The sequence below is a fragment of the Bradyrhizobium sp. B117 genome (genome assembly GCF_038969555.1).
In the GTDB taxonomy this organism is placed as follows: Bacteria; Pseudomonadota; Alphaproteobacteria; order Rhizobiales; family Xanthobacteraceae; genus Bradyrhizobium.
The window spans coordinates 6,583,956-6,610,183 of sequence record NZ_CP152414.1; the positions used below are offsets into that span (position 1 = coordinate 6,583,956).

Here is a 26,228-nt window from a genome sequence, read left to right on the forward strand (position 1 = left end):
CAGCGCCGGCGCATCAGTTCCGCGGTGAACCTGCGCCGGACGCTTCGGTCAGGCCGAGCTGCTCCAGCGTCTTGAGCAAGACCTCGAACAGGATGGCGGCCGACCAGCCGAACAGCAGCACGCCATTCATGGCCGTCAACGGCCCGATGAGCCGCCATTGCTGCACCGGCGTGATGTCGCCATAGCCGAGCGTGGTGTAGTTGACGAAAGCAAAATAGAGCAGATCGCTACCGGCCGCGGCGGCCTGGACGATGCCGTAGGTCGCGGCCCACACCAGGATCTCCAGCGTGTGCGCGATCTTCAGCACCACGGCGGTCGCGATCATCACGCCCATCAGGTGCAATCTCGGCCGTTCAGTATGCCGCCGACCCGCGCTGCGGGCGATCGCGACGGCGGCGACCGTGACCAGCGCATGAAGTCCGATATTGATTACGCTCACCAGGGTGCCGACGAGGATCTGCAGCATCATCGCGGGCGACCAGCCCTCAACTCGCGGCCCGACTGCGAAGCCATCTCCGCCGCGTCGCCCGTAGCCCTGTCGATCTCAACCGGCGCGGTGCGCTCGACGCGGATCCAGGCCGCCGCGAGTTCCCAGGCGACCGACAGGATGATCGGGCCGATGAAGAGGCCGAGGATCCCGTGGCTCAGCGTTCCCCCGATCACGCCGATCAGGATGACGAGCGTCGGCGTGGTCAGCCCCCGCCCCATCACCAGCGGTTTCAGGATATTGTCGAGCAGACCGACGACGGCGAGATAGAGCGTCAGAAGCAAGGCCGTGGTCACGTCCTTATCCGTCCAGATCCAGATGACGACGGGGAGGAGCACGAGGAAGGGGCCGATCTGCACGATCGACAGCAGGAGCACGATCACCGCGAGCAGGCCTGCGATCGAGAGCCCTGCGAGCTTGAAGCCGATCCCGGCGAAGAACGCCTGCACGATCGCCACGCCGATCACGCCCTGCGCTACCGCGCGAATGGTCGCGCCTGCGAGCTCCAGAAAATGCTCGCTCTGCTCCGGCACGACGCGGACCAGGAAGCCCCTGATGGCCGCGACGAGCTGCGGCCCGAACGGAAGCAGCAGCCCGGCGACGAAGACCGAGAGCAGGAACTGGAGCATGCCAATGCCGGTATCGCCGGCAAAGGACAGCATCATTCCCGCAATCGGCTTCAGATAGGGCGCCACCTCACGCAGCACCGCGCGGATATTGGTATAGGCCAGATTCCAGAACTCATAGAGCTGCGGACCGACCAGCGGCCAGCCTTTGATCTGCTCGGGCGCGGCGTGAAGCCTGAGCTCACCGCTGCCGATCTGCCCCGCGATGTCCTTGATCGCTTCGACGGCACCGAGGCCGAGCCAAGCCGCCGGACCGATGACGATGCCGAGCGCCACAAACGTCAGCAAGGCGGCAGCCGTGCGGGGCCGGCCGCCGAGGCATCTGGCGAGCCAGCTGAACGCCGGATAGAACGCCGCCGCGAGCACCGCGCTCCAGGTCAGGATCGGCACGAACGGCTTGATGATGATGAAGGTCCACAGAACCAGCAAGGCGAGCAATCCGAGCCGGATCACAAGCTGGATCACGTCCGGAAATACAAGCTGGCGCGGTTTCTTCAAGGTCGAAGCCTGTCTCTCGGGGCGGGCACACCCATGCGAAGAGTAGTGCCCTGCCCGCCGCGGCAAGCTTGATCCAGATCAAGGTGAATGTTGCGCCGCTTGTCCAGGCGCCGCCCGCGGCGGCCCTGCTCCCGTCAACGCGGCGGCGGAGATAAGGCGCGCAGGATGTCCGGCTTCCAGGCCTGACGAACGCTGTCGAAGGCCGCGAAGTCGTGGTCGAATTGCCAATAGGCCCAGGCCCAGCCGAGCTTCTCGGCACTCCTCGCCATGAACGACAGGTATCTCACGCGGCTGTCGGATGGCGCCCGCTCGTACACGCCGAACTCGCCGAGATAGACCGGGCGCTTCTCCTTCTCCGCCCAGAGCTTCATCTTGTCGAAATCGGCAGCAGCCTTGGCTTCGTCGTCCGGGCTGCCCCAATCGAGCGGCCCGATCCGCGAAAACGTCTGGGACCACGGCGCGCCCTGATGGGTGAATCGTATCGGCGCGTAGTAGTGAAACGTGACGATGAGGTTCCTGTCGTCGGTCGGCAGCGCCAGCTCGTCGACGCGGATGTCCTCGGTGTTGAGAATGGCGGCAACCACCTGCCGCTCGGGATTGGTGCGGCGGATGATGGCGAGACACTCATTGAGGAGCGTGTTCCAGCTCGCCGACGTCATCTGCCCACCGGGCTCGTTCAAGACCTCGAACACGAGTCCTGGATATTTTCCGGCATAGCGCTCGGCGAGCTGCCGCCAGAACGCCCTGAGCTTCTCGGCGCATCCGGAAACGTCGCTCTGGCAGACGTGAGTATCGTGCTCGTCGAGGACGGGGATGAGGCCCCTTGCGAAAACCTCCTCGATCACGGCATCGAGCCGCCGCAGGACGATCTCGTCCAGCACGTTCCCGGGTCCCATGAACTTGAAACCGAAGAAATTGATCCTGACGTGCGAGAAGCCCGCCTTCTTGATCGCCGTCAGATTCTCCAGGCGGAACGGCGCGTTCTGACCGCCTTCCCAGATTCCATCGTAGCCGAGAATGTTGATGCCACGGCCCAATCGCGGCATCTCACCGGCAGCGGCAGGCCCGACCAGCAGCGAGGCAAGGCAAAACGCGGTTGCTGCAACAGACGAAATTCTCGGCCAATGGGCCCGGATGGCGATCATCATGCTTGCCTTGGTGAGGGCTAAAAGTCGGTCTGCGGCACCGGTCTGCACGTTGCGAAGAAGAGCGCCAGGAGGAGCACCGACGTGAACATCGTCGAACGAAGGAACATCGTCTCGGTGAAATTGGACTGAAAGCTGAGGACGACAAATCCGATGATCAGGGCGCAGTGAGACCGGTCGATCGATCGCGTGGAGATCAGATGGAGAATCTTGGTCGAGAACAGGAAGACGCTCGTGGCAAAGAGCGCATATCCCAGAAATCCCGTTTCGATCAGGATCGCGATGTAGCCGCTGTGGTAATTGTCCAGGACCCAGCCGTGGTTCTGCTCGAAATAATCGTAGAGCGACGGGACCGTCCAGAACCCGTTGATGCCGAATCCAAGCAGCGGTGCGTTGTCGAGATGGCTGATGGCATACTGCCAGATGAAGGTTCGCTCGGTAAAATCGATGTTCGCATCGCCGATATGGATGGCGTCATAGCCGGTCACATAGAAATAGAGGATCAGGAAGCCGGCCAGGACGCACATGACGAACGGCAGCACCGCATAGATCTTCATGCAGCGGACCGACCACATCGAGGTCAGGAGCAGCGCGCAGGCGGCGAGCGCAACCGCACCAGCGCCTCGCGATTCCGACGCGAGGACGCAAATTGACGCCAGCAGGAACACGACGAGGAAGGAGATCCAGCCCTGCCCCGTCATCTTGCGATAGCAGGAAAAGAACATCAGGTAGGCGCCGACGAAGCCGAGCGTCTGCTTGGATTCATAGATGCCCTGCCACTGCCCCTCGTGCATCCAGGTGTGATCGATCCCGATATCGGGCACCGCGATCGCGAAGAAGGCCGATGCGGCGACCGATATGAAGAGCCCGAGGACCGTGGCCCCCACAATCTCGTCGATTTCGATACGCGTGATCAGACAGAACGCGCCGAATGTCGTCATCGCCAGCGCCGCACTCTTCATGAATGCCGCGGCGTTCAGGCTGGACCACGACACGGAGACGACGGCGAGGCCATAGAATGCGACCAGAACGATCAGATCGGGATTGAGCTGCAGCCGCAGGCGCGGACGCACGAATGCACTTGCGTAGATGAGGACGGCCCACATCAGGATCGCAATGGCCTGTTGCAGATTGCCCAGCTGCTCCGGCAGCAGCGCGGTGTTGAAATTGCCCATCGACGCGACCACGTTGACGGTGATCGAACCGAGGATGGCGGTCCTGGCAAGCTTCTCGACGCTGGCGCTGCGCGTCTTCCAGAACGCGCTCTCGAGTGCCTCGGAATCCACCTCGGTCTGCAGGCTGGCCATGAGACGACTTTCCTAAAGCGCGGTTAACAATCCGCTAGCGCGTCGCGATTCCCCGCGCCCGCGCGGCCCGGCGACTTAAGAGTTTGGTAACGATATGAATCCCGCCCGGCGCATTAATGCAAATTACACGCCTCCAGTGTCTCGCCCGTAACGACCTTGCTATAAAGCGCGGGTCCGGCTCGATCGACCGTCCCGATTTACCTGGTTTTCCGGTTGCGTATGAACAGGCCCAGCACCAATTTCAATATCGCCATCGAGCAGGCGTTCGACTTCCTGTCGCCGGACTACGCAGAGCTGTTCGACAGCTCCGCCGCCACCGCGTTCCAGCATCCGGTCTGGCTGCATAGCCTCTACACCGGGCTCGCCGCCCATGCGGGGGCAACTCCTCTGATCGTCGTGGCGCGCCATCGCGCAACGGGCGCGCTTGCGATGGTGCTGCCGATGCTGCGGGTCCGGCGTGGACCGATCCGGACCGTCGAATTCGCCGACCTGCGCGTCTCCGACTATCTGGCGCCGGTTTGCAGCCCCGAGGTATTTTCGCAGCTGCTCGCGGACGAGAGTGCATGCGCGGAGATCAGGTATCTCGTCCGTCCGTTCGATCTGCTCCGGATGACCAAGCTTCCGGACGGACGGCTTCCGATCGAAACGCTTCTGGCTACGCCGCGCCGCGTGTCGATGGAGACCAACGCCTACGCGACCGTTCTCGTCGCGCCGTTCGAACAATGGCGGGCCAGCGCGCTCGATCGCTCCTATCAGAAGGAGCTCGCAAAGAAATATCGCCAGCTCCAAAAGAAGGGCACGCTGAGCTTTTCATGCTGCAACGACAGCGCCTCCGTCCTCGAAGCGCTTGACGTGATGCGGAAGTTTCGCGGCCCGCGGTTTCAGTCGCAGGGCGACGGAGACCTGCTCCAGCGCCCCGAATATTACGCCTTCTATTCCGGCGTGGCGCTTCGCGGTCTCGGCTCTTTTGTGCGGCTCTATGCCATGAAGATGGACGGCGAGGTGATCGCCGCCGTGCTCGGACTGCACCATCAGGGCAGCTTCCTCGTCATCATGAGCGCCTTCGACATCGACGGATACAAGAGCCAGTCGCTGGGCGCGCTCATGTTCGAGCAGGTGGCGCGGGATTGCATCGAGCGCGGCGATCAGATGCTCGACTTCACCATCGGTGACGAGCCGTACAAGAAACTGTTTGGCGGGCAGCCTTCGCCGATGTGGGCGGTCACGCAGGCCGGCAGCACCGCGGGCGCCCTATCCCTGTTCGCGCTGAAGCAGGCCCCCTGGCTCAAGCTGGCCGCCAAGCGAATGTCGGAGTTCAGGCTCTTGCCGACTCGCACCTCGACGCCCACGCGCTGAACGAGGCGGGACGTCGAACGACGCAGAGCTCAGGCGCGCAGCGCGCTTCGGACCTGCGCGAGCCAGCCCGGCCGCATTTGATCGACGCGATGGGTGAAATTGCGCCGCAGGAAGTGCAGCCGCCGCCGCACATCCCAGCCGATATCGTCGCGGGACGTCAGCGCCTGGCGGAAGCGCGCCATCTTCAGCGATTGCTGGTCCGCCGCGACCTTGTCGCGATCGGAATAGAACTCCGATATATTCTCCTTGCTCATGCCTGCGGTCATGAGCCACCGCGGCGCATATTCGGTGCAAAGGCGCTCGACGTCGACCAGCAGGCGGGCAACGCCGGTGCCGGCCGCAGGACAGTTGGTCTGGAACGCATCGCCGATCAGCACGACGCCATCCTGGAGGTGTCCCTCGACGACGGACAGATCCATCACCCAATTCCGGACCCGGTCCGTCACGTGGAAATCGCCGAGATAGGGCCGCAGTCCCGGCAGCAAGCGCAGAAGCGTCGCTTCGGTATCGCGACGCAGATCGCGCATGACCGGATCGGCCGGGTCGCGGAACATGAAGAGATTGGCCCGCATGCCGGCCCGCACCGGAAACAGGCTGAGATAATCGACGCCGTCGGCGGTGCGCTCGCCGTAGCAGGTCAGCGCGTTGAAATCGAACGGCGTGCCGTCACGCCGGGCAATCGTGAAGCCGAACGAGACCGAGTGGCCCGCCGCCAGCACGCGCCGCTTGATGCCGAGCTTGTAGCCGAGAGCTCCCGCCATCCCCGTCGCCAAAACGACGAGGCGCGCCTTCAAGCGCCGTCCGGAGGCGAGCTCGAGCTGCTGCACGTCATCGCTGCAGCTGATTGCCGCGACCTCGTCGACGATCAGGCTGGACGGCTGGGGGATCTGGCCGCGCGCCATCGCGACGAGATCGGCATAAGGAAGCCCGTAGGCTTGCCCGACGCTGACGTCGACCAGCTTGCCCTCCCTGATATTGAGCACGCGATCGTATGGACACGCGACACTCTCGAGGCCACCGATGAAGCCCAGCTTCCGGAACATCTCGAGCTGGTGGCCGCCGATCTTCTCGACGCGGAATTCGTCCGGATAGACCGCGCGCTTGTCGATGAGGGCGACGCGATGCCCTGCCCGCGCGAGCACCGCCGCGGCGAGCGATCCCGCAAGGCCGCCGCCGACGATCGCAACGTCGAGCATCGTCGCAGCCCCGGTTGCTGCGGCCGGCTCGGTCACGCTTTGATCCGCCGTCATGGTTCAGGCTCCCACGGTTAACGGTGGTCCCATTTGTAATTCTCTCGTGCAATTCTCTCGCCTGATGTCGCATCGCGGGATCAAACGCGATCATTTCTGCCGATCGAGGTTAATGAACTGGCGCACTGATCCAGCTCCATGATGTCGCGGCACGCGCTTTGCTCGGGATATCAGGCAAAGCTCGGACTCGGCCTGAACGGCGCTCTTTCCGGCAACCATTTCCGCATCCAAACGGCTGATCTCGTCGTCAAGGCCGTCGATGCGGCGCTGTGGCGCCATTTCGGTCGGGTCAGGGCTTTGCGCGAACGGGACAATCGGGACGGCTGTGTTTCACGGTGGCGCAGCCGGCGTCGTCGCGACATCGTCACGGGCAGCAATATCCTGGAGGTCTCTCATTAACACTCGCGGTTTTTCGGCATGCTAGGCTATCTCCGCTATCGGACCACGTCTCTTCAGGGGAGAGTTGCCCCTCAGCTTCCATGATCGAATCCATCGTCCAGTTCATGCGGCGCGACGTGACGCGCGGTGTTGCCGGGACCATCCTGCTCAAGGTTGGTAGCGGCGCGCTGGCGTTTGCGTTGTTCTCGCTGGCGGCGCGGACGATGTCGCCCGACGGGTTCGGCATCTTCGCGACCTGGCTTTCGGTGGCGCAGATGGCATCGGTGGTGGGACTGGTCGGCCAGGAATCGCTGCTGGTGCGATTCCTCAACGAGTACCGGGTGGCAGATCGGCCCGGCCTCACCAAGGGCGTGCTGCTATCGAGCCTGAAGATCTCCTCCGCGGCGATGCTGATCGCGATCGGCGCAATCGCAATCGTCGCGAGCCTGCGCGGCGACGGGTGGCTGCTGATCCTCGCGGTGGCGGCCTACACCGCCGTGAATGCGGGGCTGATGCTCGGCAGCCAGATCGCACGCTCGCTGGTCAGCATCCTCATGGGCGAAGGAAACAGGGAGTTCTTCTGGCGGGTCAGCGTCGTGCTGTTTCTGATCGCCGTCCTGACCGGTCATCGCCAGCTCGATCCCGCCGAACTGATCGTCGTGATGACGATCGCGATGTCGATCGGCCTCGGCGCGCAGATCATCGCGATCAGGCGCGCGCTGCCGGATTTCCGCGGCACGGCGGCGCGTTCCGAGACATCGCGCTGGAGGTCGAGCGCGCTTCATTTCTGGATCGCGTCCATCCTCGAAGCCGCCAACCAGTATTTCGACGTCATCCTGGTCTACTGGATGCTGGATCCGGCGACCGCCGGCATCTATTTCGCCGCATCGCGCCTCGCCAACATCTTCGCCATGCTCTCGGCCGCGCTGTACAGCTTCGGCGCGCGCCGGCTGCCCTCGCTGTACTTCAGCAAGAACCATCAGGAGTTCGAGCGGACCTTGCGGCTGATGGCGGAAGTGACCGCGCTCTGCGTGATCAGCGGACTTCTGCTGATCTGGGTTGGCGGCCCCTATCTCCTCAACCTGTTCGGGCCTCATTTCGCCGCACAGCACTGGGTCCTGATCGTGCTTGCGATCGGAACGGCGTTCCAGGCAGCGGGCGGTCCATCGGCGGCGATCTTGCAGCTGACCGGCTATGAGCGCGAATATGTCCCCGTCGTCGCCGCGAACGTGGCGCTGCGGCTCGTGGGATTTCTCGTTCTCATTCCCTGGTTCGGCGTGCTCGGCGCTGCGATCTCGGCGACCGTGTCGCTGGCGCTCGCGACCATCGCCCTCAACATCCTCTGCCGCCGGCGGACCGGGGTCGATCCTTCGATTCTCGGATTGCTGCGCTTCTCTGCATCGAAGCGCGGCACTTACGCCGTCCGCGGTATAGACTCCGCCGAGTAGGCATCTATTCAGCCGGCCAGACCCAGCACTTCGCCCCGGCGCGGCGCCGAGGGATCGGCGGGCACGTGATTGACGACGATCCCGGTCGGCACACCGCCGAACCGGGAAAGCGCAGCCGTTGCCCTGCGCATCGCCGCTGAGTCCACAGCGTCCTCGCGCGCGACCAGAACGACGAGATCGGCATGCGCGGCCAGAGCTGCCGCCTCCGGCTGCAACGCCAGCGACGTCGCGTGAACGACGATCAGATCGAACTCGGAGCGAATATCGTCCGCGGGCGTCGCATTGGGCTGCTTGCCGGCGCCGAGAAGCTCGTCGACGCTGCGGACATCCGCCGTGGTGGTCATGCCGTCGGCTTGCGCTTTGGCGTTGGCAGGACGGGCACCGCCGAGATCCGGCTCGACCCGGATCAGGACGCTCAGCTTCCCGCGGTTCACCGCCCACCGGTTCAGCGAGCGCGCGACGGTGTTGCTGCCGGCGCGCTTGCCGACCGACATCACGAGCGCGACCTTGCCCCGCGGTCCCGGTGACTTCTCCAACCGCTCGAGCAGCGGCCGGAGATAGGGACCGAGGTCGAGTTCGGCGGTTGCGGACAGCGGACCTTGCCAGATGTTTCTGGGGCCTTCGCCCGACATCAGCGCGGGAACGCGGGCCCATACCGGCGGGCGTGACCAAGCCCCCGCCTGGCGCTCAGCCGGTTCGACCTCGCGCGCGCGAACGTCCGAAACGGGTTTGTCCGATCCGTGTGCCGTTGCGGCGACGATGGCCGTCGATGTCAGCAGCGAGCCGATCGCGAGCGCGGCGAGCAGCAAGGGCAGCGGCGGAAGCGTCGAGCGCAGCGGCGGAACGGCGGATGAGGCAATCTTGGTCTGCGAGCTCTGCAACAGGCGCTGCTCGTTCGTGGTCTTGGAGCGCGACAGAAACTGCTCGTAGATGTTCCTGTTGGCCTCGGCGTCGCGCTGCAGCTCCTGGAGCTTCACCAGCGCCTGACCGTCGACCAGCAGCTGCGACTCAGCCGCCTTCATCTGGCTTTCCAGGGCCTTCTGCTGATCGCGCTGCGCTTCATATTCCGACTTGGCGGTGTCGATGCCCTTGGCCCGCTCCACCTCGATCTGCCTGTTGAGATCGTTCAGCTGGCTGTACGACATCACGAGGTCGGGATGGCGGTCACCGAACACGGCCCGCTTCTGCGCAATCTGATCGTTGAGCGCCGAGCGCTGGGCGCGCAGCGCGCTCAGCAGATCCTGCTTCACGGGGCTTTCGACATTGCCCTTGAGGTCGCGCTGCGCCTGCTCAAAGCGCGCCTTGGCCTCTTCGGTCCGCGCGCGCGCAGCGGCAACCTGCTGCGACAGCTCGGTCACGCGCAGCTGCTGCGTCGTGGAATCCTTGCCGGCATTGACGATCCTGTGCTCGAGCTTGAAGGCGGCAACCGCGTCCTCCGACACCTTCAACCGGTCGTTCAACGTCTTGAGCCGGCTGCTCAGCCAGTCGGCGGCCTCGTCGGTCGCCTCGGTGCGGATGCTTTTTTGGCTCGCGACGAACGCCTCGGCGATGGCATTGGCGTAATAGGCCGCCCGGTCCGGCCGGTTCGAGGTGAAGCGGAAGGCGATGACGTAGGTCAGCCCGCGACGGGAAATATCGAGACGATTGCGGAATCGCTCGAGCAGGCGCGCGGGGTCGGTGTGTCCCCCGGAAATGTCCTCGTCGTCGCCAATCCTGAGCTGCTCGAGCAGCGGCTTGAGAAAGCCGTCGGACTTGGCGACTTCGACCAGGCTTTGCAGCGCGGCGCTGTCCTGTCCGATGCCCGGCAGGACGTCCTGCTCCGTGGTCACCCGCTGCTCGCGGGGATCGACCACGACCAGCGCGGTCGCGGCATATCGCACCGGAATCACGAGCAGAACGACGACGCCGAACGCGAAGATCGCGAGCGCAAGCGTCAGGATGCGGCGACCATTATCCCGGACGAAGGACAGCGCACCGGCGGTCGTGAGCATACCGCGCGCGGCGGCTCCGCGCCCCTCGCCATTCGACGAATTCCGGCTCTGCCACGACGCGGCGGTCGATCCGGAACTGGTCGGGTCTGCGCGGCGACCGAACGTCATGGAATTTACTCGGATTCAACTGGCAAACACTGGTTCAGTGGCCTGCCCCCAACGTAAATATCTATGGTTAATCCGCGGTTACCCGGCCCCGCGCGACCATGACCAATTGGTTAACGCGCTCGCGCCAATCTGCCTGAAAGGAGCCGGAATTCCCTTGTGAATGACGTGCTTTCGGCACGGCGCGCATTAACTCCGTTTGTTGCTAGTCGGTGTCTGGCCGATGCCCGCATGATAGGTACGGGATTAAGAAGGTGAAGATTTCATTAGCGGGTCGGGATCCGTGCTCCATTACCAGCCAGGCACAGAACTGGGCGAGGCACCGAGGCTGCCGTCGACCGCGGCAGCACTGGCAAGGCCGGACGGTGGCGCAGCGAAGCCGCGTGTGCTTCTCGTGCAGACCCAGGCCGAGAACGCGGGTGCGCAGGAGATCTCGAGGCTCCTCGGCGCCGGGCTGACCGCGCGCGGCTACCGCGTCACCAACCTGTTCTTCTTCCGCAAGTCGGATTCGTTCGACGAGCCCCCCGATACTGTCTATTGCGCCTCGCGCCGCCCCGGCGATCCGCTGGCGCTGCTGCACATGCTGTGGACGCTCGGCCGTCATATCAGGACCATCCGGCCCGATGCCGTCCTGACTTTCCAGCATTTCGGCAACGTCATCGGCGCGGGCGTGACGCGCCTCGTCAGCCGCGCACCCGTCGTCGCCAATCAGGTCTCATCCGCACTGTCGATGAGCTGGCCGGTTCGCACCGCCGACGTCGCCATGGGCAGCCTCGGCTTCTTCGACTGCATCACGCTCAACTCGAAGGACATGGAGCGCGAATATTCGCGCTACCCCGCGGCCTACCGGTCGCGCATGGTGCATGTCCCCCACGGCTTCGACGACAAGGCGCTCACCTTGTCAAAGCGGGCTGCGCGGCAGAAATTCAATTTGCCGCCGGACCGTACATTGCTCGGCTGCGCAGCGCGGCTGCATCCGCACAAACGGCTCGATGCGGCGATACGCCTCCTTCCCGATCAGCCATCCTGGCACCTCGCCCTCGCCGGCCAGGGCGCCGACGAGGCGCGGCTGAGGCAGCTCGCGGATGAGCTGAAAGTATCGGACCGGTTGCATCTGCTCGGCGAAATCCCGCCGCGCCGGATGGCAGAGTTCCTCGCTTGTCTCGACGTGTTCGTATTTCCGACGCAGGCCGAGACCTTCGGCCTTGCCGCGGTCGAGGCCGCGAATGCCGGTGTTCCCTCCGTCGTCACCGATCTTCCCGTGCTGCGCGAGGTGCTCTCCTTCGAAGGCAAGCCGACAGCCCTGTTCGTCGACGCCACCGATCATGCGCAGCTGTCGGCTGCCGTCTCCAGGCTCCTGAATGACCAGGCATTGAGCGACGAGCTGCGACACAACGGCAAGGGCCTGAAGTCCCGCTATTCGGTCGATGCGATGGTGGAAGAATACGTTCGAATTCTCGGCCAGGTCATCTGACCGGGCATTGGAAGAGATGGGCTCGACATGATCATCGAGTTTCGCTGTGAACGTGACTATGCGCGGCAGTGGATGGGCCACGAGGCGCTGTCGATCGACGGCCGCGACGTTCCGGTCCGGATCGCATGGACCGCGGCGGCACAGCCGCGGCCCGCGGGCCTCGATGCGCTGTTCGAGCTCGAGCGCCTGGTGCTCAACAAGGGCAAGCTAGGTGGCGCCGGCAGGCTGAAGATCACTCCGGAACGAGCGCAGGCGCGCACAGGCACGGCCGATGTGATCGTCGATTTCACGGGCGCGGCGCGGGATCCGAACTGTACGGCCCGGCTGTATCTCCGCCCCCTGTTCAATGGCTCTGCCGGCGAGAACGCCGCGCTCGCCGCGATTCTCGCCGGCGATCTGCCTGTCATCGAGATCGTCAACGAGGCCGACGGCGCCGTGCTCGATCGCGGTCATCCGTCCGCAGAGATCGCGGCCGGTCTGAGCGGCGGGCTCGAAACGGTCATGGCGCGAACGCTGACCATGGTGGCGGCGATCCTGTCGGGACGGCCGCGCATCGTGCCGCAGCTCGCGCGTCCCGCGCCTGATGGCAACGGCCGGCAGCCGGCGGCCTATGTGTTGCGCGGTCTCGCGGTGTCGATCGCCAAGGAGATCTATCGCCTCTGCTGCTATGCGCCGCACTGGCATGTCGGATGGCGCTTCAATGACGGCGCCGGCGTCTGGCAGACCGGAGATCTCTCCGGGCCGCGCTGGAACGTGCTCGGCGATCCCGGAAACCATTTCTACGCCGACCCCTTCCCAATCACCTGGCGCGGACGAACCTTCGTCTTCTTCGAGGACCTCGATCACCGCGTTGGAAAAGGCATCATCTCGGCGATCGAGTTCGGCGACGCCGGGCCGATCGGCGAGGTCGTGCCGGTGCTGGAGGAGCCCTGGCACCTCTCCTATCCGTTCCTGATCGAGGACGATGGCGAGCTGTGGATGATCCCCGAGAGCTCGCTCCACGGCGACGTCGCGCTCTACAAATGCGTCCGGTTTCCGGACAAATGGGAGCGGCACGCGACGCTGCTGTCGGGCCTCGAGCTCGCCGACGCGACGATCACGCGGCACAACGGACTGAACTATCTGTTCGGCGCCTGGCGCGACGGAGCCGGCGGCTATTCGGATTCGCTGGCGATCTATTACGCGGACCATCTGCTCGGGCCGTGGCTGCCCCATGCCAGCAACCCGGTGCTGATCGATCGCGCAAGCACGCGACCGGCGGGGAATTTCGTCACCATCGATGGCAAATTGTGGCGGCCGGTGCAGAACTGCGCCGATGGATATGGCGCTGCGCTCGCCCTCGCCGAGATCGTCGAGCTGTCGCCGACCACGTACAGGCAGGTCGTCCGCCACTCGCTCAAGCCGGGCCCGGCCTGGCCCGGCAGGAAGCTGCACACGCTGAACCGCCGCGGCCGGCTCGAGGTGATCGACGGATCGCGCGTCCAGCCCAAGACCCGCGCCTTCACGAGCAGACGTCCGGCGGCCGTTCTGCCCGCGCGAGCGAGCGCATCGACCGCCTGCTGAACCGCCGCCCGCTTGTTGCCGGCGGCGGCGCAGCCTGATGGCCTCAGCAGCCGCGACAGATGACCAGCTTCCTGTCGACTTCCGTGTCGAGGCGTCGCAGCTCGGCGTCCGCCGCCGACGGTCCCGCGCTCAGCGGAATATCACGCAGGCGGGGCTGCCGGTGACCTATCGGTGTCCGCAATCGCTCGGCCGATGCAACATCGTCGGCGGAGGCGATCCTGCGGATAACAGTGCCTGACGTGCCTTCGGCATCTGCGCCTTCGAGCGAGGAGCCGAACAGAAGCAAGGCGGCAACGACGGTCAGACCATATCGGTTGGACATCATCATTCTCCTATCGCGGTCGGATTGGGGCGCTCGGGAAACGAGCAACCTGACGCGATGGATAGGACGAACGAGCTACATGACGGCTTCCCGCCAGCGATATCGCGTTACCGGTGAAACTAGCCTGCGGAGGCGATCCGCTTGGCTCTCTTGCCGGCAGCCGATGCCGTGAGGCATCGCGACAGCGCCGCGGCGAGCTCGGCCGACATCAGCGGATGATGCACGAGCTCGGTCACGCCCGCGGTCGCAAGCAAGGGCGCAGCGAAATGATGCACGGAGGGGCTCGCGAGAATGATCGGCAGGCCCGGCGCCGCATCATGCAGCAGATAGGCGAGATCGAGCGAAGAGCCTCCCGGCACGTGGCACACCAGCGCCACGTCGAAGCGCGTGCGCGCGGCGCGGCAGGCCGCCTCGGCATCGTCCAGCCGCGAGAATCCGACCGGCTCGTAACCGAGCGCGGCGAGAATCTCCTCGTTGCGCAGCAGGCGCTTGCGGTCCGCTTCGAGCACGAGAACGGTTTCCCCGGCGCCACGAAGCGCGAGCGACGGCGCGAGCTGCACCGATATCGGCTCATCCGGCGATCCGCACGGCAGCCAGATGTCGAAGCGCGTTCCGGCGCCAAGCGTGCTCTGCACGACCACGGCGCCGCCGTGCTGCTCGACGATCTCCCGGACCGTCGCAAGCCCGAGACCGTTACCTTCCGACCGCGTCGTGAAGAATGGCTCGAATACCTGCTCGAGCGTCGCCTCGTCCATCCCCGGTCCCGGATCGGAGACCGAGATCACGGCGAAGCGGCCACGCCGCAATTCGGTTCGCCCGATCGACAACGGATGCATGATGTCCCGTTCGGCGATCTGCAGGTCGATGACGCCGGGTTCTTCCATCGCCTGGGCGGCGTTGTTGCAGAGATTGAGGATGACCTGCTGCAATTGCGCGGGCTCGCCCGAGACGGTGATGTTTTCGGCACGCTGGCTGACCACGAGTCTCACATGTGCAGGCAACGATGCAGCGAGCAGCGCCTCGGTTTCCGCCACCAGCGTTCCGATGCAGATACGCTCCTGTCGCCCCTGGCTGCGCCGGCCGAAGGTCAGGATCTGGCCGACGAGCTCGCGCGCCCGCTCGCCGGCCCGGCGGATCTCGGCGAGGCTCGCCGCGGACCGGCTCCCCGACTTGATGCCGTTGTCGGCCATCTCGACATAGCCGAGGATCGCCCCGACGATATTGTTGAAGTTGTGGGCAATACCGCTGGCGAAGGTGCCGATCGTCTCCATCCTCCGCGCCTGTTGCAGGCTCGCCTGCAGCCTCTCCTTCTCCTGCTCGAGAACCACGCGGCCCACGGCGTTGCGGATCGCATCGAACGCGGTACGGAAGAGCGCAAATTCGGCCCATTTGCTCAGCGCCGGCGCCCGTACCGCGTCGAAGCCGAGAATGGCGGCGTGTTCACGTCCTGATTGAGTCTTGATGCACAGCCAGCCGCGAATTCCGGCTTCGTCGAGCAGGTTCGCCAGATCGTCGGGATGCGATGGCCAGACCTTGGGAATGTAGATGATCGCTTCCTCGCGATCATCGAACCGTTGGGCCAGGTCGAGCGCCCGGCTCGGCCAGGTCGCATCGAAGCGAACACCTTCGCGGCCCCATCGGTAGACATTGTCCGTGGCGGCTGCCGACCATGCGAAGTAAGCCCTGTCCGCACCGATGAAGCCTGCAAGCTCCTCGAGCGCGCTCTCCACATGGCTGCGCAGCGCATCACGATGCGAATCGATGAAGCGCATCGAGATATTGGCGATCACGTGCTCGAAGGCGGCGCGACGGCGCAGGGCCTTGGCCCGCGCGCGCAACAGCAGGCCGAAATACACGAGAGCGCCGAGCAGCATCAGCGACGTGACATATTGCAGCAGGCGGTTCTTGCGCGCCGCCACCCGCGCGGAGATCTGGCGCTTGACGATCAGCGCGTGAACGGCATCCTGTTCGCGGTTGTTGGCCTCGGCGACCAGCGCTTTCAGGATGGCATCGACGTCCGGAAGCAGGTCGTGCAGCAGCTGGCCGTGCGCGACGGCCGCGTGCAGCAGCTCGTTGTCCTGGGACGCAATCTGCAAGCGTGCCAGATGGTCGAGCCGGGACTGCAACTCACCCGCGGTGACGTCGGACGTATCGAGCGTCAGTTGCAGCATCGCAGCGGACAGCGCCGAGACATCCGCCACCAGCGGCCGGTCGTCCGACGACGACAGGCGGGCGCTGAACAGACTGAAATAGGTGAACGAGTTTCGAAGCAGCGCGTTCTTGCTCTTGAATTGCTCGATCAATTCCTCTTGCCGCGTGGCGCGCGCAGACAGCACGTCGATCGCGGCAAGCTGCTCCTTGTCCGTACCGGCAGCCTCGCGAAGCCGCACCAGTGCGGCGTCGTAGGCGTCCACCATCGCGACGAGGCCATCGTAATTCCGTGACAGGCCGGCCCGTGACGTCAGCACCTCGCGGCTGATGCCGCGCTCGAAGCGGGTGAAGTCGGAAAGCGCCTGCGTCTGACGGTCGTAGCGGTCCGAATTCAGGTTCATACCGTTGAGCAGGAGCCAGGTCAACAGCGCAAGCAGGAACGCAACGCCGACCATTGCGGGCGCGAGCTTCATGGCGCGCCTCCGACCTGGGAGCGGTGATATTGTCCGGTCAGAGTGCGGAGGAAGGCGACGATTGCCTTCACCTGAGGATCAGTCAGCGTTGTGTTCAATTGTGCCTGCCCCATCTTGCGAACCGCGTCATCGAGCGTCGGTGCGCTGCCGTCGTGAAAATAAGGCGGGGTGGTCGCGACATTGCGCAGGCTCGGCACGCGCAGAATGGCCGGATCCGGCGAGGCCAACGGATGAAATATGCCGTGACGCTGAAACAGATTTCCGCCGATATTGACGCCCTGATGGCACGAGACGCAGCCCAGGGATTTGAACTCGTGGTATCCTTCCAACTCCTCGGAGTTCAACGCGGCGCTGTCGCCCTCGAGCCAGCGGTCGAACCGGCTGCCGGGCGTCACCAGCGTCTTTTCAAAATTCACGATGGCGTCGACGATGTCGTCGCCATCCGGACCGCGGCCGTAGGCGGCAAAGAAGCCGGCGCGCATCACGGGATCCTGATTGAGCCTCTGCGCGATCGTGTCGAGATCGCTGCCCATGATCCGCGGGTTGACGAGCGACGCCGCGACGTCTGCGCCGACGTTGCGATATCTTCCCTCCCAGCTCAAACGAAAGCTGTGCGTCGCGTTGAAGACGGTCAACGTGTTGAGCGGCAGCTCCGCGCCGCTCAGATCGACGTCGTGCGACTTCGTACTGGCGCCGTTGGAGTTGATGTCGTGGCACGACGTGCAGCTTCTCGAATTGTCGCGCGACAGACGATTGTCGCCGAACAGGCGCTCACCGAGCCTGACCTTTCGCGGATCGAGCACAGGAGCCGGCGGCATCGGCGTAATCGGCTCGTCCATGCCGCGCCAGGCAGGCGTTGCCGATGGCGCCACCTGCGGCGGCGCCGGAGAAGGCTGGAGGCCGCTGAGGACCAGCACACAAATCGCGACGAGAGCTCGCCGCCGCACCAATTTACGCAACAATCGATTCTGGGCAAATCCAAACACTGCCCGTCAGGTAGTTGTTGTCATACATTTCAGCAATCCACGGTTCTGGCCGAATTAGCCTGCAACCTTCAAGTCTTCTTGATCGATGCGGCCGCCCCTCGTCGCCGCGTAGACGAACTGTCTTGCCCAGCCGCACGGTATCCGGCCGGCCTCAAGGCCGCGCGCGATGAGGGCCAGGACGACCACGTGATAGTAGTCCAGGCCGGCGATCGCGCAGAAAATCGCATCAGCAATCACGGCAGTACCTCACCATCCGTTCGATGTCCGCCCGGCCCTGGATGCCTATATCCCGCAAGGTCCGGTCGTCGTATTCCGCCAGCGCCCTGACGGCCCGCCTGATCTCCTGTTCCCTGCGCCAGTGCGTCCACAACGCCACGATCTTCTCACCGAGCCCGGCTAGCCAGTCTCCGCGGTCGTGCTGCTCCATCCACGCGCCGAGCTCAGGTGCGATGACATTAGAACCGTTCAAATATTGAGAGGCGCGCTGTTCGTGCGCCACAGCGGGATCGCGACTGCCAGCGAAACGCGCCTGGTGCGCATTTACAGAAACCGACGCCTCGTCGACCGAGAAAGCCGCGCTCGGATGCAGCGCCGCGCCATAGACGGCAAAGCCTTCCATGAAGAACTCGATCGCCGTCGACCACCAGGTGGTGGCCGGACGATCCATCTCCACGAATGGTGCTACAGCCAGCGGCGCCGGGTCATTCGACATGGCCGGCAGCGTGGCGCGAACGCGCTTGCTGCCCCGATCGTTCGACAGATCAAGCGGCGCAATGCCGCCGATCTGCATGCGAGGCGGCCGAACGATCCGGTTCACGTTTGAAGAGAGCTGCGGATCCAGCATGGGACGATTCTCCTGCGCGATGTTTGCAGGAGTGACCTTGAAGCCGCCCTGTTACGCGACAGTCACCGTCACGGGGAAAAAGGTTACAGACGCAGCCTCGCGGCGCCGTTCGCGCCGCGATTAGAACGGTTCTACCGGAAGGGTGAAGACGTAACCGACGCCGCGCTCGGTCTGGATGATGCGCGGCGCGCTCGGATCGGTCTCGAGCTTGCGCCGCAGCCGCAGCACCTGAACATCGATGCTGCGGTCAAAAATGTCTTCGTGGATGCGGGTCGCCTGGAGCAGATGCTCGCGGGTCAGCGGGCGCTGCGGTGCTTCGAGGAACGCCAGCAGCAGCGCATATTCGCCCTTGCTCAGGGGAACCTGATCGTTGTTTGCATCCAGCAGCCTGCGGCCGCGGCGTTCGAGCTTCCAGCCGTTGAAGCGATAGCCGCCGCGTTCCGGATCGCGGGCGCGCGCGGCCCGCCCCATCTCCTGACGGCGCAACACGGCGCGGACCCGCGCCAGCAGCTCCCTCAGGCTGAATGGCTTGATGATGTAGTCGTCGGCGCCGAGCTCGAGACCGACGATACGGTCGATTTCGTCGGGCCGGTGCCCGGTCGTGATGATGACCGGCACGTCGGACTGCGCACGAATTTCCCTGAGCATGTCCAGGCCGTCGTCCTGCCCCAGCCGCAGATCGAGAATGATCAAGCTGGGCTGCGCTCCTTCCAGATGTCGGTGCAGTTCGGCCCGGGTGGATGCGGCCCTGCTCGGGACGTTGTGCTCTTCCAGATATTTGATCACCATCTGCCGTAGGGTGGGGTCGTCATCGACGACTATGATATGGCCGACGTCTGCCAACATATTTGATCTCTCAAACTTGCCCCGGAACTTGCCTCGAGCCAATCGCGTTGGCTACGCAATGTCCCGGCTTGAACACGCAATCGACTGCTTGCTCCGGCTGAAGCGGAAAATCAGGCACTCTATCCGCCGACGACGATTTGGATCGTTCGAAAAGAAAGACCATTTGCCGACGACGTATCTAGATATGTACTGATGACGAACAATAACGTTCGCGATCCTTACCGCGAACTTGGTCATTTTTCCGTCGTATTCCGCGGAATCTCCTAGACGTGAAGACTTGTGATCCCAGCCATTTACTACTTTAGCGAACGCGTCGCCTCATCGATGCGATGCGGATTTTCCAGATCGCACGCCGAATTACAGCTTCGTTTCAGCACAGCCGGCGACAGTTACATTTGTAACATGGTGCGGCTCTCCGAGCCGCCCGCGTCGCTACAAAGCCACGATCCGTTGCTGCCGTAACCATTTCGCGCCCGCCACGAAGTTTTCCGGTAACGGCCGTCCCGACATTTCTCCTCTGCTCATCGAGCGGCATCAGACCGCCGATTGACAATCAGAGGATCGACCACATGAAAGTTCTCTTCGCTTCGACGCCTGCGACCGGCCATCTCAATCCGATGCTGGCGATCGCCAACATCCTCATCGCCGACGGACACGAGATCGCTTTCCTGACAGGGACGGTGTTTCGCGCCCGCGTCGAGGCCAGCGGCGCGAGATTCTTCGCCCTTCCCAAGGGCGCCGACTTCGACCTGCGCGACATTCTGTCGGTGGTCCCGGAGTTGAAGACCATCGCGCCGGGGCCCGAATGGCTGCGCCTCGCCTGCGAACGCATCTTCGTCGACGCCATCCCGGCGCAGAACCAGGGCCTCTACGAGTCGCTGGAGCACTTCCAGGCCGACATCATCGTCGGCGACGACATGTTCTTCGGCGTGCTGCCGATGCTGCTTGGCCCGCGTGAGGCGCGGCCGCCGATCGCGCTGTGCGGGACGTCGTTCCTGCACTGGACGCGAGACGACGGCGCGCCGAACTTTCTCGGCTTGCCGCCTGCGACGACCGAGGAGCAGCGCCGGCAATACGCCGTCATCGCAGACGAGTACGACGCCAACGTCGATCTGCCCGTGCTGCGCAGCCTGAACAGGGTATTGAAGCCCTTCGGCGTCCGGCCGGTGACGCGGCCGCTCTTCCATTCCGTCATCGAGCTCGCCGATACCTATATGCAGCTGTCGGTACCGAGCTTCGAGTTTCCGCGCAGGTTTCCGCCCACGGTCCATTTCGTCGGCACGCCGCCGATCATTCGAGACCAGGTTCCCTTGCCGGCATGGGCGGACGAACTCGACGGTTCGCGCAAGGTGGTGCTGGTGACCCAGGGCACGGTGGCCAATCACAATTTCGGCCTGCTGATCGTGCCGACGCTCAAAGCGCTGGCGAACGAGCCCGATGTGCTCGTTGTCGTGACCGCCGGCGGCCGCCCGGTTGACGCCATCCCCGGCCCCATCCCGTCCAATGCACGGGTCGCCAGCTATCTGCCGTTCGAATGGTTGCTGCCGCGCGTCGACGTGCTCGTCACCAACGGCGGCTATGGCAGCGTCAACCAGGCCATGAGCTTCGGCGTTCCGCTGGTCACGGCCGGCATGACGGAGGACAAGGCCGACGTCAATGCGCGCGTGGCGTGGTCCGGCGTCGGCATCAATCTGGCCACCAACGAGCCGACGCCCGAAGCGCTGCGCGAGGCGGTGCGCACCGTGCTCGATCGTCCCGCCTATCGCATGCGTGCCTCGCGCATGGCCGACGAGTTCACCAGCATCGGCACCCGATCGGCGGTCCTGCGGATCATCAAGCGCCTCGTCACCGATGAGGACGAGACGCAGCAGGCCGGCACGATCGAGGCAGGCCGGAGGTCGGCACATCGCCAGGTGAGCTGACGCGCGCTGACGTCATCTGACCTTTCGACCTCCGCCCGGGGAAGGAGGGGATCGTCCCCTCCCCTCCTTCCCACAACTCCATCGCATGTGAAGGGCCATGAAGATCCAGCCCGCTTCCGCCGCCTTTACGGTTCTGCTCGGCCTCCTCGCGGCCGTGCCCTATTCCGGCATCGACATCAACCTTCCGGCGCTGGCCGCGACCGGCGCTGCGCTGGGAGCAAGCCCCTCACATGTTGGCCTGACGATGAGCGCCTTCATGCTGAGCCTTGCGATGGCGCCGCTCATCTACGGACCGATCTCCGACCGGGTCGGCCGCAAGCCCGTCGTCGTGTTCGGCCTGGCGCTGTTCGTGATCGCAAGCCTCGCCTGCGCGGCAGCGCAATCGCTGCCGATGCTGCTGCTATGCCGCGCGGTCCAGGGCGTGGGCGCGGCCAGCACGACGACGACTTATGCGATCATCCGCGACCTGTTTGACGAGGCGTCCGCGCGCGCGAAGATCGGCGGTATCGTGGTCACCGTCAACGTGGTGACCGTGATTGCGCCGACCGCAGGTGCCGCGCTGCTCGCGATCGGCGGATGGCGGCTGATCTATGCATGTCAGGCTGCGGTCGGCGTCATGCTGATCGCCATCGTGCTGTGGGGAATGGCCGAAAGTGCGAAGACCGTCGCCGAACGTCGCCTTGGCGCTTCTGCGGTCTTCAAGGACTATCTCCGGATCGTCACGCACCCGGTTTCGCTCGCCTTCATCCTGATCGGCGCCGCTGCGGGCTCGGCCGTGTTTGCCTATGTCACGGGCTCTTCGCTGTACTTCATTGGCGTCGTCGGCTTGCAGCCGAAGCAATATGGCCTGATCTTCAGCGCCTGTTCGGCGGCGGTGATGTTGGGCGCGTTCCTTGACGGCCGGCTGGGCCGACAGGGTTTCGCGCCAGCGGACGTTCTGACGGTCGGTCTCGTGCTGTCGTTTGCCGCCGCAGGCACGATGCTCGTGACGACGCTGGCCGGCTGGAGCCCGCCTGCCCTCGTCGCCGCCCTGCTGATGGTCGTGGCGCTGTCCTTCGGGCTCAGCTTGCCCAACCTCATGAATGCGACGATGCAGCCCTTGCCCGACATCGCCGGCGCGGTCGGTGCCGCGGCTGGCACCGTTCAGATGACCGCCGGCGCGATCGCCAGCGGCTTGGTCGCACTGCTCTTTGACGGACGTACCGCGCTTGCGATGGCGGCCGTCATGGCCGCTTCCGCGCTGCTGGCGCTGACGCTCTATCTGCGATTTGGCAGGTCGGCCGGACGGCCGACCTGGGTGAGCAGCGTGTGAGCATCGATTTCCGTGGGGCCACAATCGGCCGAAACTGCCGCACTGCTTTCGTGCTTCGAGCAGTGTCGGCGGCGGGCGCTTACTGCGAGCGATCCGAGGTCCAGCCCTTGTACTCCGCGATGTTGTCCCTGGTCACGAGCTTAGACGGCAGGAGCTCGACGGTGGAGGCCGGCTTCTGGCCGTTGAGAATGCCGACGCCGACCTGCACGGCACGCCGCGCCATGAAGAACGGGTCCTGCGAGGCGGAGGCCTGGATCTGCGGCGACTGCGGATCTTTCAGCGCCACCTCGATATCGGGCGCGCCGTCCACCGCGGTGATGACAATGCCCGTGCGGTTCTGCTGGCGCGCGGCAAGGTCGGTGCCGATCGCCTGCGGGTCGTTGATGGCGAAGATGGCGTCGATCTTGGGGAAGCGCGTCAGATAGCCCTGCGCCACATTGAGACCGCCTTCGCGCGAGCCCTTGCCGTCCTGGTCGCTGGACAGCACCTTGATGCCGGGATTCTTCGAGAACACGTTCTTGCAGCCGACGACGCGGTCGATCACGGCGGAGACTTGCGGCCCGTTCTCGATGACGACGTCACCCTTGCCGCCCAGTTTGTCGACGATGTACTGGCAGGAGATCTCGCCGGCCTGCACGTTGTTCGTTGTCACGGTGGCATCGGCGCCTTCGGCCGCGGTGTCGACCGCGACGACCACGATACCTGCCGCCTGCGCCTTCTTGATCGCCGGCCCGATCGCTTTGGGATCGCCCGGGTTCAAGAGGATCAGATCCACGCCGGCGGCGATGAAATTGTCGATCTGGGTGACCTGCTTGCCGAGGTCGTATTCGAAGCCGACCGCTGTGATCTTCACATTGGGATTGGTCTTCTTGGCCTCGAACTCGGCGCCCTTCGACAGCGCGACGAAGAACGGGTTGCCCATCGAACCGAGCGAGACGCCGATCGACTTGAGCTCCTTGGCGAAGGACGGCGCGGTGCTTAGTGCGAGCGCCATGGCAGCGCCGGCGAGCGTGATCGTCTTCAACATTGGCTTCCTCCCTGGTCTGTCTTCATCCCCGGCACGGCAGACCAGTTGCCGCAACGGAACATCGCATCACGTTCTGGCCGACCCTTGCAGGCGGTAGCGGTCGAGCGCCACGGCGCCGATGATGACGAGGCCCTTGATCACATATTGCCAGATATCGGAGACGCCGATCAGGATCAGGCCGTTCGACAGCGCCGCGATGATCAACGCGCCGACCAGCGTGCCCCAGATCGAGCCGATGCCGCCGACGAACGAGGTGCCACCCAGAATCACGGCGGTGATGGCATCGAGCTCGTAGGACTGGCCGAGCTGCAGGCCATTGGCCGCATAGAGGCGCGCCGCCTGCATGGCGCCGCCGAGCCCCGCGAACAGTCCCGAGACGCCGTAGACGAAGATCAGCACGGCCCAGACCTTGATGCCGGCAAGCCGTGCCGCGCTTTCATTGCCACCGACCGCATAGATGTGCACGCCGAGCACGGTCCGGCGCAGCACCAGCCAGGAGACCAGGATGACGAGCAAGGCGATCACCGAGAGCCACGGGATCGACGCGACGCCGGGAATGAGCGTCAGCGAGCCGTTGCCGATGAACGCGTAGGGAATGGAGGGATTGAACACGGTGGTGTCGGCCCCGAGCAGTCGCGCCAGGCCGCGCACGGCGGTGAGCGAGCCGAGCGTGACGATGAAAGGCGGCAGTCGCAGGAGCGCAATCAGCGCGCCGTTGACGAGGCCGAAGCCAAGGCCGGTGACGAGCGCGGCCGGCAGCCACAACATGCCGAGCTCCGGCAGCTTGGAGAGCGTCAACCCGGCCATTGCGGAGGCCGCCAGGATCGAGCCGACCGAGAGATCGATGCCGCCGGTGAGGATGACGAAGGTCATGCCGGCGGCGAGCACGGTGTTCACCGCGGCCTGCTGCAGCACGATGCCGAGATTTTGCCCGGTGAAGAAGCGGCCCTCGGACAGCATGTGGAAGCCGATGCAGAGAATCAGCAGCACCGGAAGCATGCCGAGCGCGCTGATCAGCATCCGCATCCGCTGGCGCTTTGTCTCTGCGGCGGCGCCGTTTGTCGTCGCCGGGGCGGGACTGGCCTTCGAAGCACCATTGTCAGGCATCGAGATGCTCCATCCCCGTGGCAAGCGCCATGATGTCTTCCTGCGTCAGTGGCGAATTCGGGCCGCGCGTGACCTCCCCGGCGATGTGCCCGGCACGCATCACGACGACGCGGTCGCAGATGCCGATGATCTCAGGCAGATCGGACGAGATGACGAGGATCGCAGTGCCGGCCTTGGCCAGATTGTCGATGATCGAATAGATCTCCGACTTGGCGCCGACGTCGACGCCACGCGTCGGCTCGTCGAGGATCAGGACCCTCGGCGCAATGGCGAGAAGCCGCGACAGCAACACCTTCTGCTGGTTGCCGCCGGACAGGCCGCCGGCGGGAACGCCGACATTGGCAGCGCGAATGCTGAGCCCCGCGAAAGCCCGGTCGGCGCGTTCGCGCGCCTTGTCGCGATCCAGGACCCAGCCGAGCTTCGCATCGCGCCCGAGCACGGCGAGATTGATGTTGTCCAGGCACGACATGTCGAGAAACAGGCCGAGCGCCTTCCTGTCCTCCGTCAGATAGGCGATACCGGCCTCGAGCGCCGCGCCCGGCGTGCGGATATCGACCGGACGTCCCTCCAACTCGAGCCGGCCGGAGGTCTTGGGCGCCGCGCCGATGATGAGATGCGCAAGCTCGGTGCGGCCGGCGCCGATCAGGCCTGCGAGCCCGACCACCTCGCCTGCATGCACGGTCAGGGAGCATCCCTTGACGCGCAGGCCGTCGGCCATGTCGATTGCCGCAAGCACCGGATGTCCCCGCCCCGCCTCCGGATCATGATCCTTCTTGTAGAACGAGGAGACGTCGCGCCCGACCATCATGCGGACGATGGTGTCGGCGCGGATGTCCTGCTTGTCGAGCGAGCCGACCAGCCGGCCGTCGCGCAGCACGGTGACGCGGTCGCCGAGCGCGTAGACCTCGTCCATGCGATGCGAGATGTAGATGATGGCGAGCCCCTCGGCGCGAAGCTGGCGGATCAGCGCGAACAGCCGCTCGCTTTCGGCAGCCGACAACGAAGTGGTTGGCTCATCCATGATCAGGATTTTCGATCTGGCGTGCAGCGCTCGGGCGATCTCGACCAATTGCCGCTGACCCATGGACAGGTGCGCCACCAGCGTCGACGGCAGGAAGTCCGCGCCCAGCCGCTTCAGGATGGACCCGACGCCCTCACGCATCTCGCCGCGGGCCAGCAAACCTGCATGCGATAGCTCCCGTCCCAGATAGATGTTCTCGGCAACACTGAGATTGGGCGCCAGCGAAAGCTCCTGATAGATGATGGCAATGCCCGCCGCGCGGCCGCCGAGCGGACCTTCGATCCGGACCGGATGTCCTTCGATGCGGATCTCGCCGCCGGGATCAGGCCGGTAGGCGCCGGACAGGATCTTCATCAGCGTCGACTTGCCGGCACCGTTCTCACCCATCAAGGCATGGATTTCACCGGCATAGACGGTCAGATCGACCGTGCGGAGCGCCTTGATGCCGAAGAAGGTCTTTGAGACCCCGCGCATCTCGAGGATCGGATCGTTCATCGTGCCTCCCGGCGCACAATGCGTTTCCTACCCGCGTCTCCATCGTTTCGTCAGCGCGGTTCACGCATTAAACAAAACGCCGCAGCACAGGGCA

22 protein-coding genes are annotated in these 26,228 nt (G+C 64.7%); 7 read left to right on the plus strand and 15 right to left on the minus strand.

Features of this window, described 5'->3' with window-relative positions; genetic code table 11:
* Window positions 1–13 precede the first annotated feature (13 nt).
* The 4 genes from AAFG16_RS32080 to AAFG16_RS32095 all read right to left on the minus strand — a co-directional run bounded on the left by AAFG16_RS32080 (window position 14) and on the right by AAFG16_RS32095 (window position 4,063).
* A complete protein-coding gene (locus AAFG16_RS32080; RefSeq protein WP_342731713.1) occupies window positions 14–469 on the minus strand; it encodes a potassium channel family protein in 456 nt (151 codons plus the stop codon).
* Window positions 466–1,611 (minus strand): AI-2E family transporter, encoded by a 1,146-nt coding sequence (locus tag AAFG16_RS32085; RefSeq protein WP_283080473.1) that lies wholly within the window; start codon window positions 1,609–1,611, stop codon window positions 466–468. Before AAFG16_RS32085 ends, AAFG16_RS32080 begins: the two co-directional genes overlap by 4 nt.
* A gap of 134 nt (window positions 1,612–1,745) precedes the next feature.
* Complete coding sequence (locus AAFG16_RS32090; RefSeq protein WP_342741005.1) at window positions 1,746–2,756, minus strand: glycoside hydrolase family 5 protein; 1,011 nt, start codon at window positions 2,754–2,756, stop codon at window positions 1,746–1,748.
* Between the two features lie 20 nt (window positions 2,757–2,776).
* Window positions 2,777–4,063 (minus strand): O-antigen ligase family protein, encoded by a 1,287-nt coding sequence (locus AAFG16_RS32095; RefSeq protein ID WP_283080474.1) that lies wholly within the window; start codon window positions 4,061–4,063, stop codon window positions 2,777–2,779.
* 219 nt (window positions 4,064–4,282) lie between these two features.
* Between AAFG16_RS32095 and AAFG16_RS32100 the strand changes: the two genes are divergently transcribed.
* On the plus strand, window positions 4,283–5,419 hold the full coding sequence (locus tag AAFG16_RS32100) for a GNAT family N-acetyltransferase (protein ID WP_342731716.1): 1,137 nt from the start codon (window positions 4,283–4,285) through the stop codon (window positions 5,417–5,419).
* Between the two features lie 29 nt (window positions 5,420–5,448).
* On the opposite strand, the gene AAFG16_RS32105 is transcribed toward AAFG16_RS32100, so the two are convergent.
* Window positions 5,449–6,669, minus strand: coding sequence for an NAD(P)/FAD-dependent oxidoreductase (locus AAFG16_RS32105; protein ID WP_342731718.1), 1,221 nt, complete (start codon window positions 6,667–6,669; stop codon window positions 5,449–5,451).
* 138 nt (window positions 6,670–6,807) lie between these two features.
* Here AAFG16_RS32105 and AAFG16_RS32110 point away from each other — a divergent pair, with 138 nt between their 5' ends.
* Both AAFG16_RS32110 and AAFG16_RS32115 read left to right on the plus strand, forming a co-directional pair.
* Entirely contained in the window at window positions 6,808–7,068 is a 261-nt protein-coding gene (locus tag AAFG16_RS32110) for a hypothetical protein (RefSeq protein ID WP_342731720.1), read from the plus strand.
* A gap of 80 nt (window positions 7,069–7,148) precedes the next feature.
* Complete coding sequence (locus AAFG16_RS32115; protein ID WP_342731722.1) at window positions 7,149–8,495, plus strand: polysaccharide biosynthesis C-terminal domain-containing protein; 1,347 nt, start codon at window positions 7,149–7,151, stop codon at window positions 8,493–8,495.
* 8 nt (window positions 8,496–8,503) lie between these two features.
* On the opposite strand, the gene AAFG16_RS32120 is transcribed toward AAFG16_RS32115, so the two are convergent.
* Window positions 8,504–10,594, minus strand: a complete 2,091-nt coding sequence (locus AAFG16_RS32120) for a GumC family protein (protein WP_342731724.1) — start codon at window positions 10,592–10,594, stop codon at window positions 8,504–8,506.
* Between the two features lie 280 nt (window positions 10,595–10,874).
* On the opposite strand from AAFG16_RS32120, the gene AAFG16_RS32125 reads away from it, so the two are divergent.
* Both AAFG16_RS32125 and AAFG16_RS32130 read left to right on the plus strand, forming a co-directional pair.
* Entirely contained in the window at window positions 10,875–12,065 is a 1,191-nt protein-coding gene (locus AAFG16_RS32125; protein ID WP_342731726.1) for a glycosyltransferase family 4 protein, read from the plus strand.
* A gap of 27 nt (window positions 12,066–12,092) precedes the next feature.
* Window positions 12,093–13,628: a hypothetical protein gene (locus AAFG16_RS32130; protein ID WP_342731728.1), complete on the plus strand. Its 1,536-nt coding sequence runs from the start codon at window positions 12,093–12,095 to the stop codon at window positions 13,626–13,628.
* A 43-nt stretch (window positions 13,629–13,671) separates the two neighbouring features.
* Here the strand turns inward: AAFG16_RS32130 and AAFG16_RS32135 are convergent, their stop codons facing one another.
* The 6 genes from AAFG16_RS32135 to AAFG16_RS32160 all read right to left on the minus strand — a co-directional run bounded on the left by AAFG16_RS32135 (window position 13,672) and on the right by AAFG16_RS32160 (window position 19,250).
* Window positions 13,672–13,950: a hypothetical protein gene (locus AAFG16_RS32135; protein WP_283080481.1), complete on the minus strand. Its 279-nt coding sequence runs from the start codon at window positions 13,948–13,950 to the stop codon at window positions 13,672–13,674.
* Window positions 13,951–14,069: 119 nt separating this feature from the next.
* Window positions 14,070–16,574 carry a two-component system VirA-like sensor kinase gene (locus AAFG16_RS32140; RefSeq protein ID WP_342731731.1) on the minus strand — a complete coding sequence of 835 codons (2,505 nt, stop codon included), beginning with the start codon at window positions 16,572–16,574 and terminating at the stop codon, window positions 14,070–14,072.
* Window positions 16,571–17,491, minus strand: a complete 921-nt coding sequence (locus AAFG16_RS32145) for a cytochrome c peroxidase (RefSeq protein WP_283080483.1) — start codon at window positions 17,489–17,491, stop codon at window positions 16,571–16,573. The genes AAFG16_RS32140 and AAFG16_RS32145 overlap by 4 nt, the downstream gene beginning before the upstream one ends.
* 123 nt (window positions 17,492–17,614) lie before the next feature.
* Window positions 17,615–17,797: a hypothetical protein gene (locus AAFG16_RS32150; protein ID WP_283080484.1), complete on the minus strand. Its 183-nt coding sequence runs from the start codon at window positions 17,795–17,797 to the stop codon at window positions 17,615–17,617.
* Window positions 17,787–18,404 (minus strand): DUF1127 domain-containing protein, encoded by a 618-nt coding sequence (locus AAFG16_RS32155; RefSeq protein WP_342731734.1) that lies wholly within the window; start codon window positions 18,402–18,404, stop codon window positions 17,787–17,789. Before AAFG16_RS32155 ends, AAFG16_RS32150 begins: the two co-directional genes overlap by 11 nt.
* A 120-nt stretch (window positions 18,405–18,524) precedes the next feature.
* Window positions 18,525–19,250, minus strand: a complete 726-nt coding sequence (locus AAFG16_RS32160; protein WP_283080486.1) for a response regulator — start codon at window positions 19,248–19,250, stop codon at window positions 18,525–18,527.
* Between the two features lie 569 nt (window positions 19,251–19,819).
* Here AAFG16_RS32160 and AAFG16_RS32165 point away from each other — a divergent pair.
* Together AAFG16_RS32165 and AAFG16_RS32170 are read left to right on the plus strand one after the other, a co-directional pair.
* Window positions 19,820–21,172 (plus strand): glycosyltransferase, encoded by a 1,353-nt coding sequence (locus AAFG16_RS32165; protein WP_342731736.1) that lies wholly within the window; start codon window positions 19,820–19,822, stop codon window positions 21,170–21,172.
* Between the two features lie 97 nt (window positions 21,173–21,269).
* Window positions 21,270–22,484 carry an MFS transporter gene (locus AAFG16_RS32170; RefSeq protein WP_342731738.1) on the plus strand — a complete coding sequence of 405 codons (1,215 nt, stop codon included), beginning with the start codon at window positions 21,270–21,272 and terminating at the stop codon, window positions 22,482–22,484.
* A gap of 79 nt (window positions 22,485–22,563) precedes the next feature.
* Here AAFG16_RS32170 and AAFG16_RS32175 read toward each other — a convergent pair whose 3' ends face one another.
* From AAFG16_RS32175 to AAFG16_RS32185, 3 genes are all read right to left on the minus strand, one after another.
* Window positions 22,564–23,511: an ABC transporter substrate-binding protein gene (locus AAFG16_RS32175; protein ID WP_283080489.1), complete on the minus strand. Its 948-nt coding sequence runs from the start codon at window positions 23,509–23,511 to the stop codon at window positions 22,564–22,566.
* A gap of 66 nt (window positions 23,512–23,577) precedes the next feature.
* Window positions 23,578–24,618, minus strand: a complete 1,041-nt coding sequence (locus tag AAFG16_RS32180) for a ribose ABC transporter permease (protein WP_342731740.1) — start codon at window positions 24,616–24,618, stop codon at window positions 23,578–23,580.
* Window positions 24,611–26,134 carry a sugar ABC transporter ATP-binding protein gene (locus AAFG16_RS32185; protein ID WP_342731742.1) on the minus strand — a complete coding sequence of 508 codons (1,524 nt, stop codon included), beginning with the start codon at window positions 26,132–26,134 and terminating at the stop codon, window positions 24,611–24,613. The genes AAFG16_RS32180 and AAFG16_RS32185 overlap by 8 nt, the downstream gene beginning before the upstream one ends.
* Window positions 26,135–26,228: the final 94 nt, after the last annotated feature.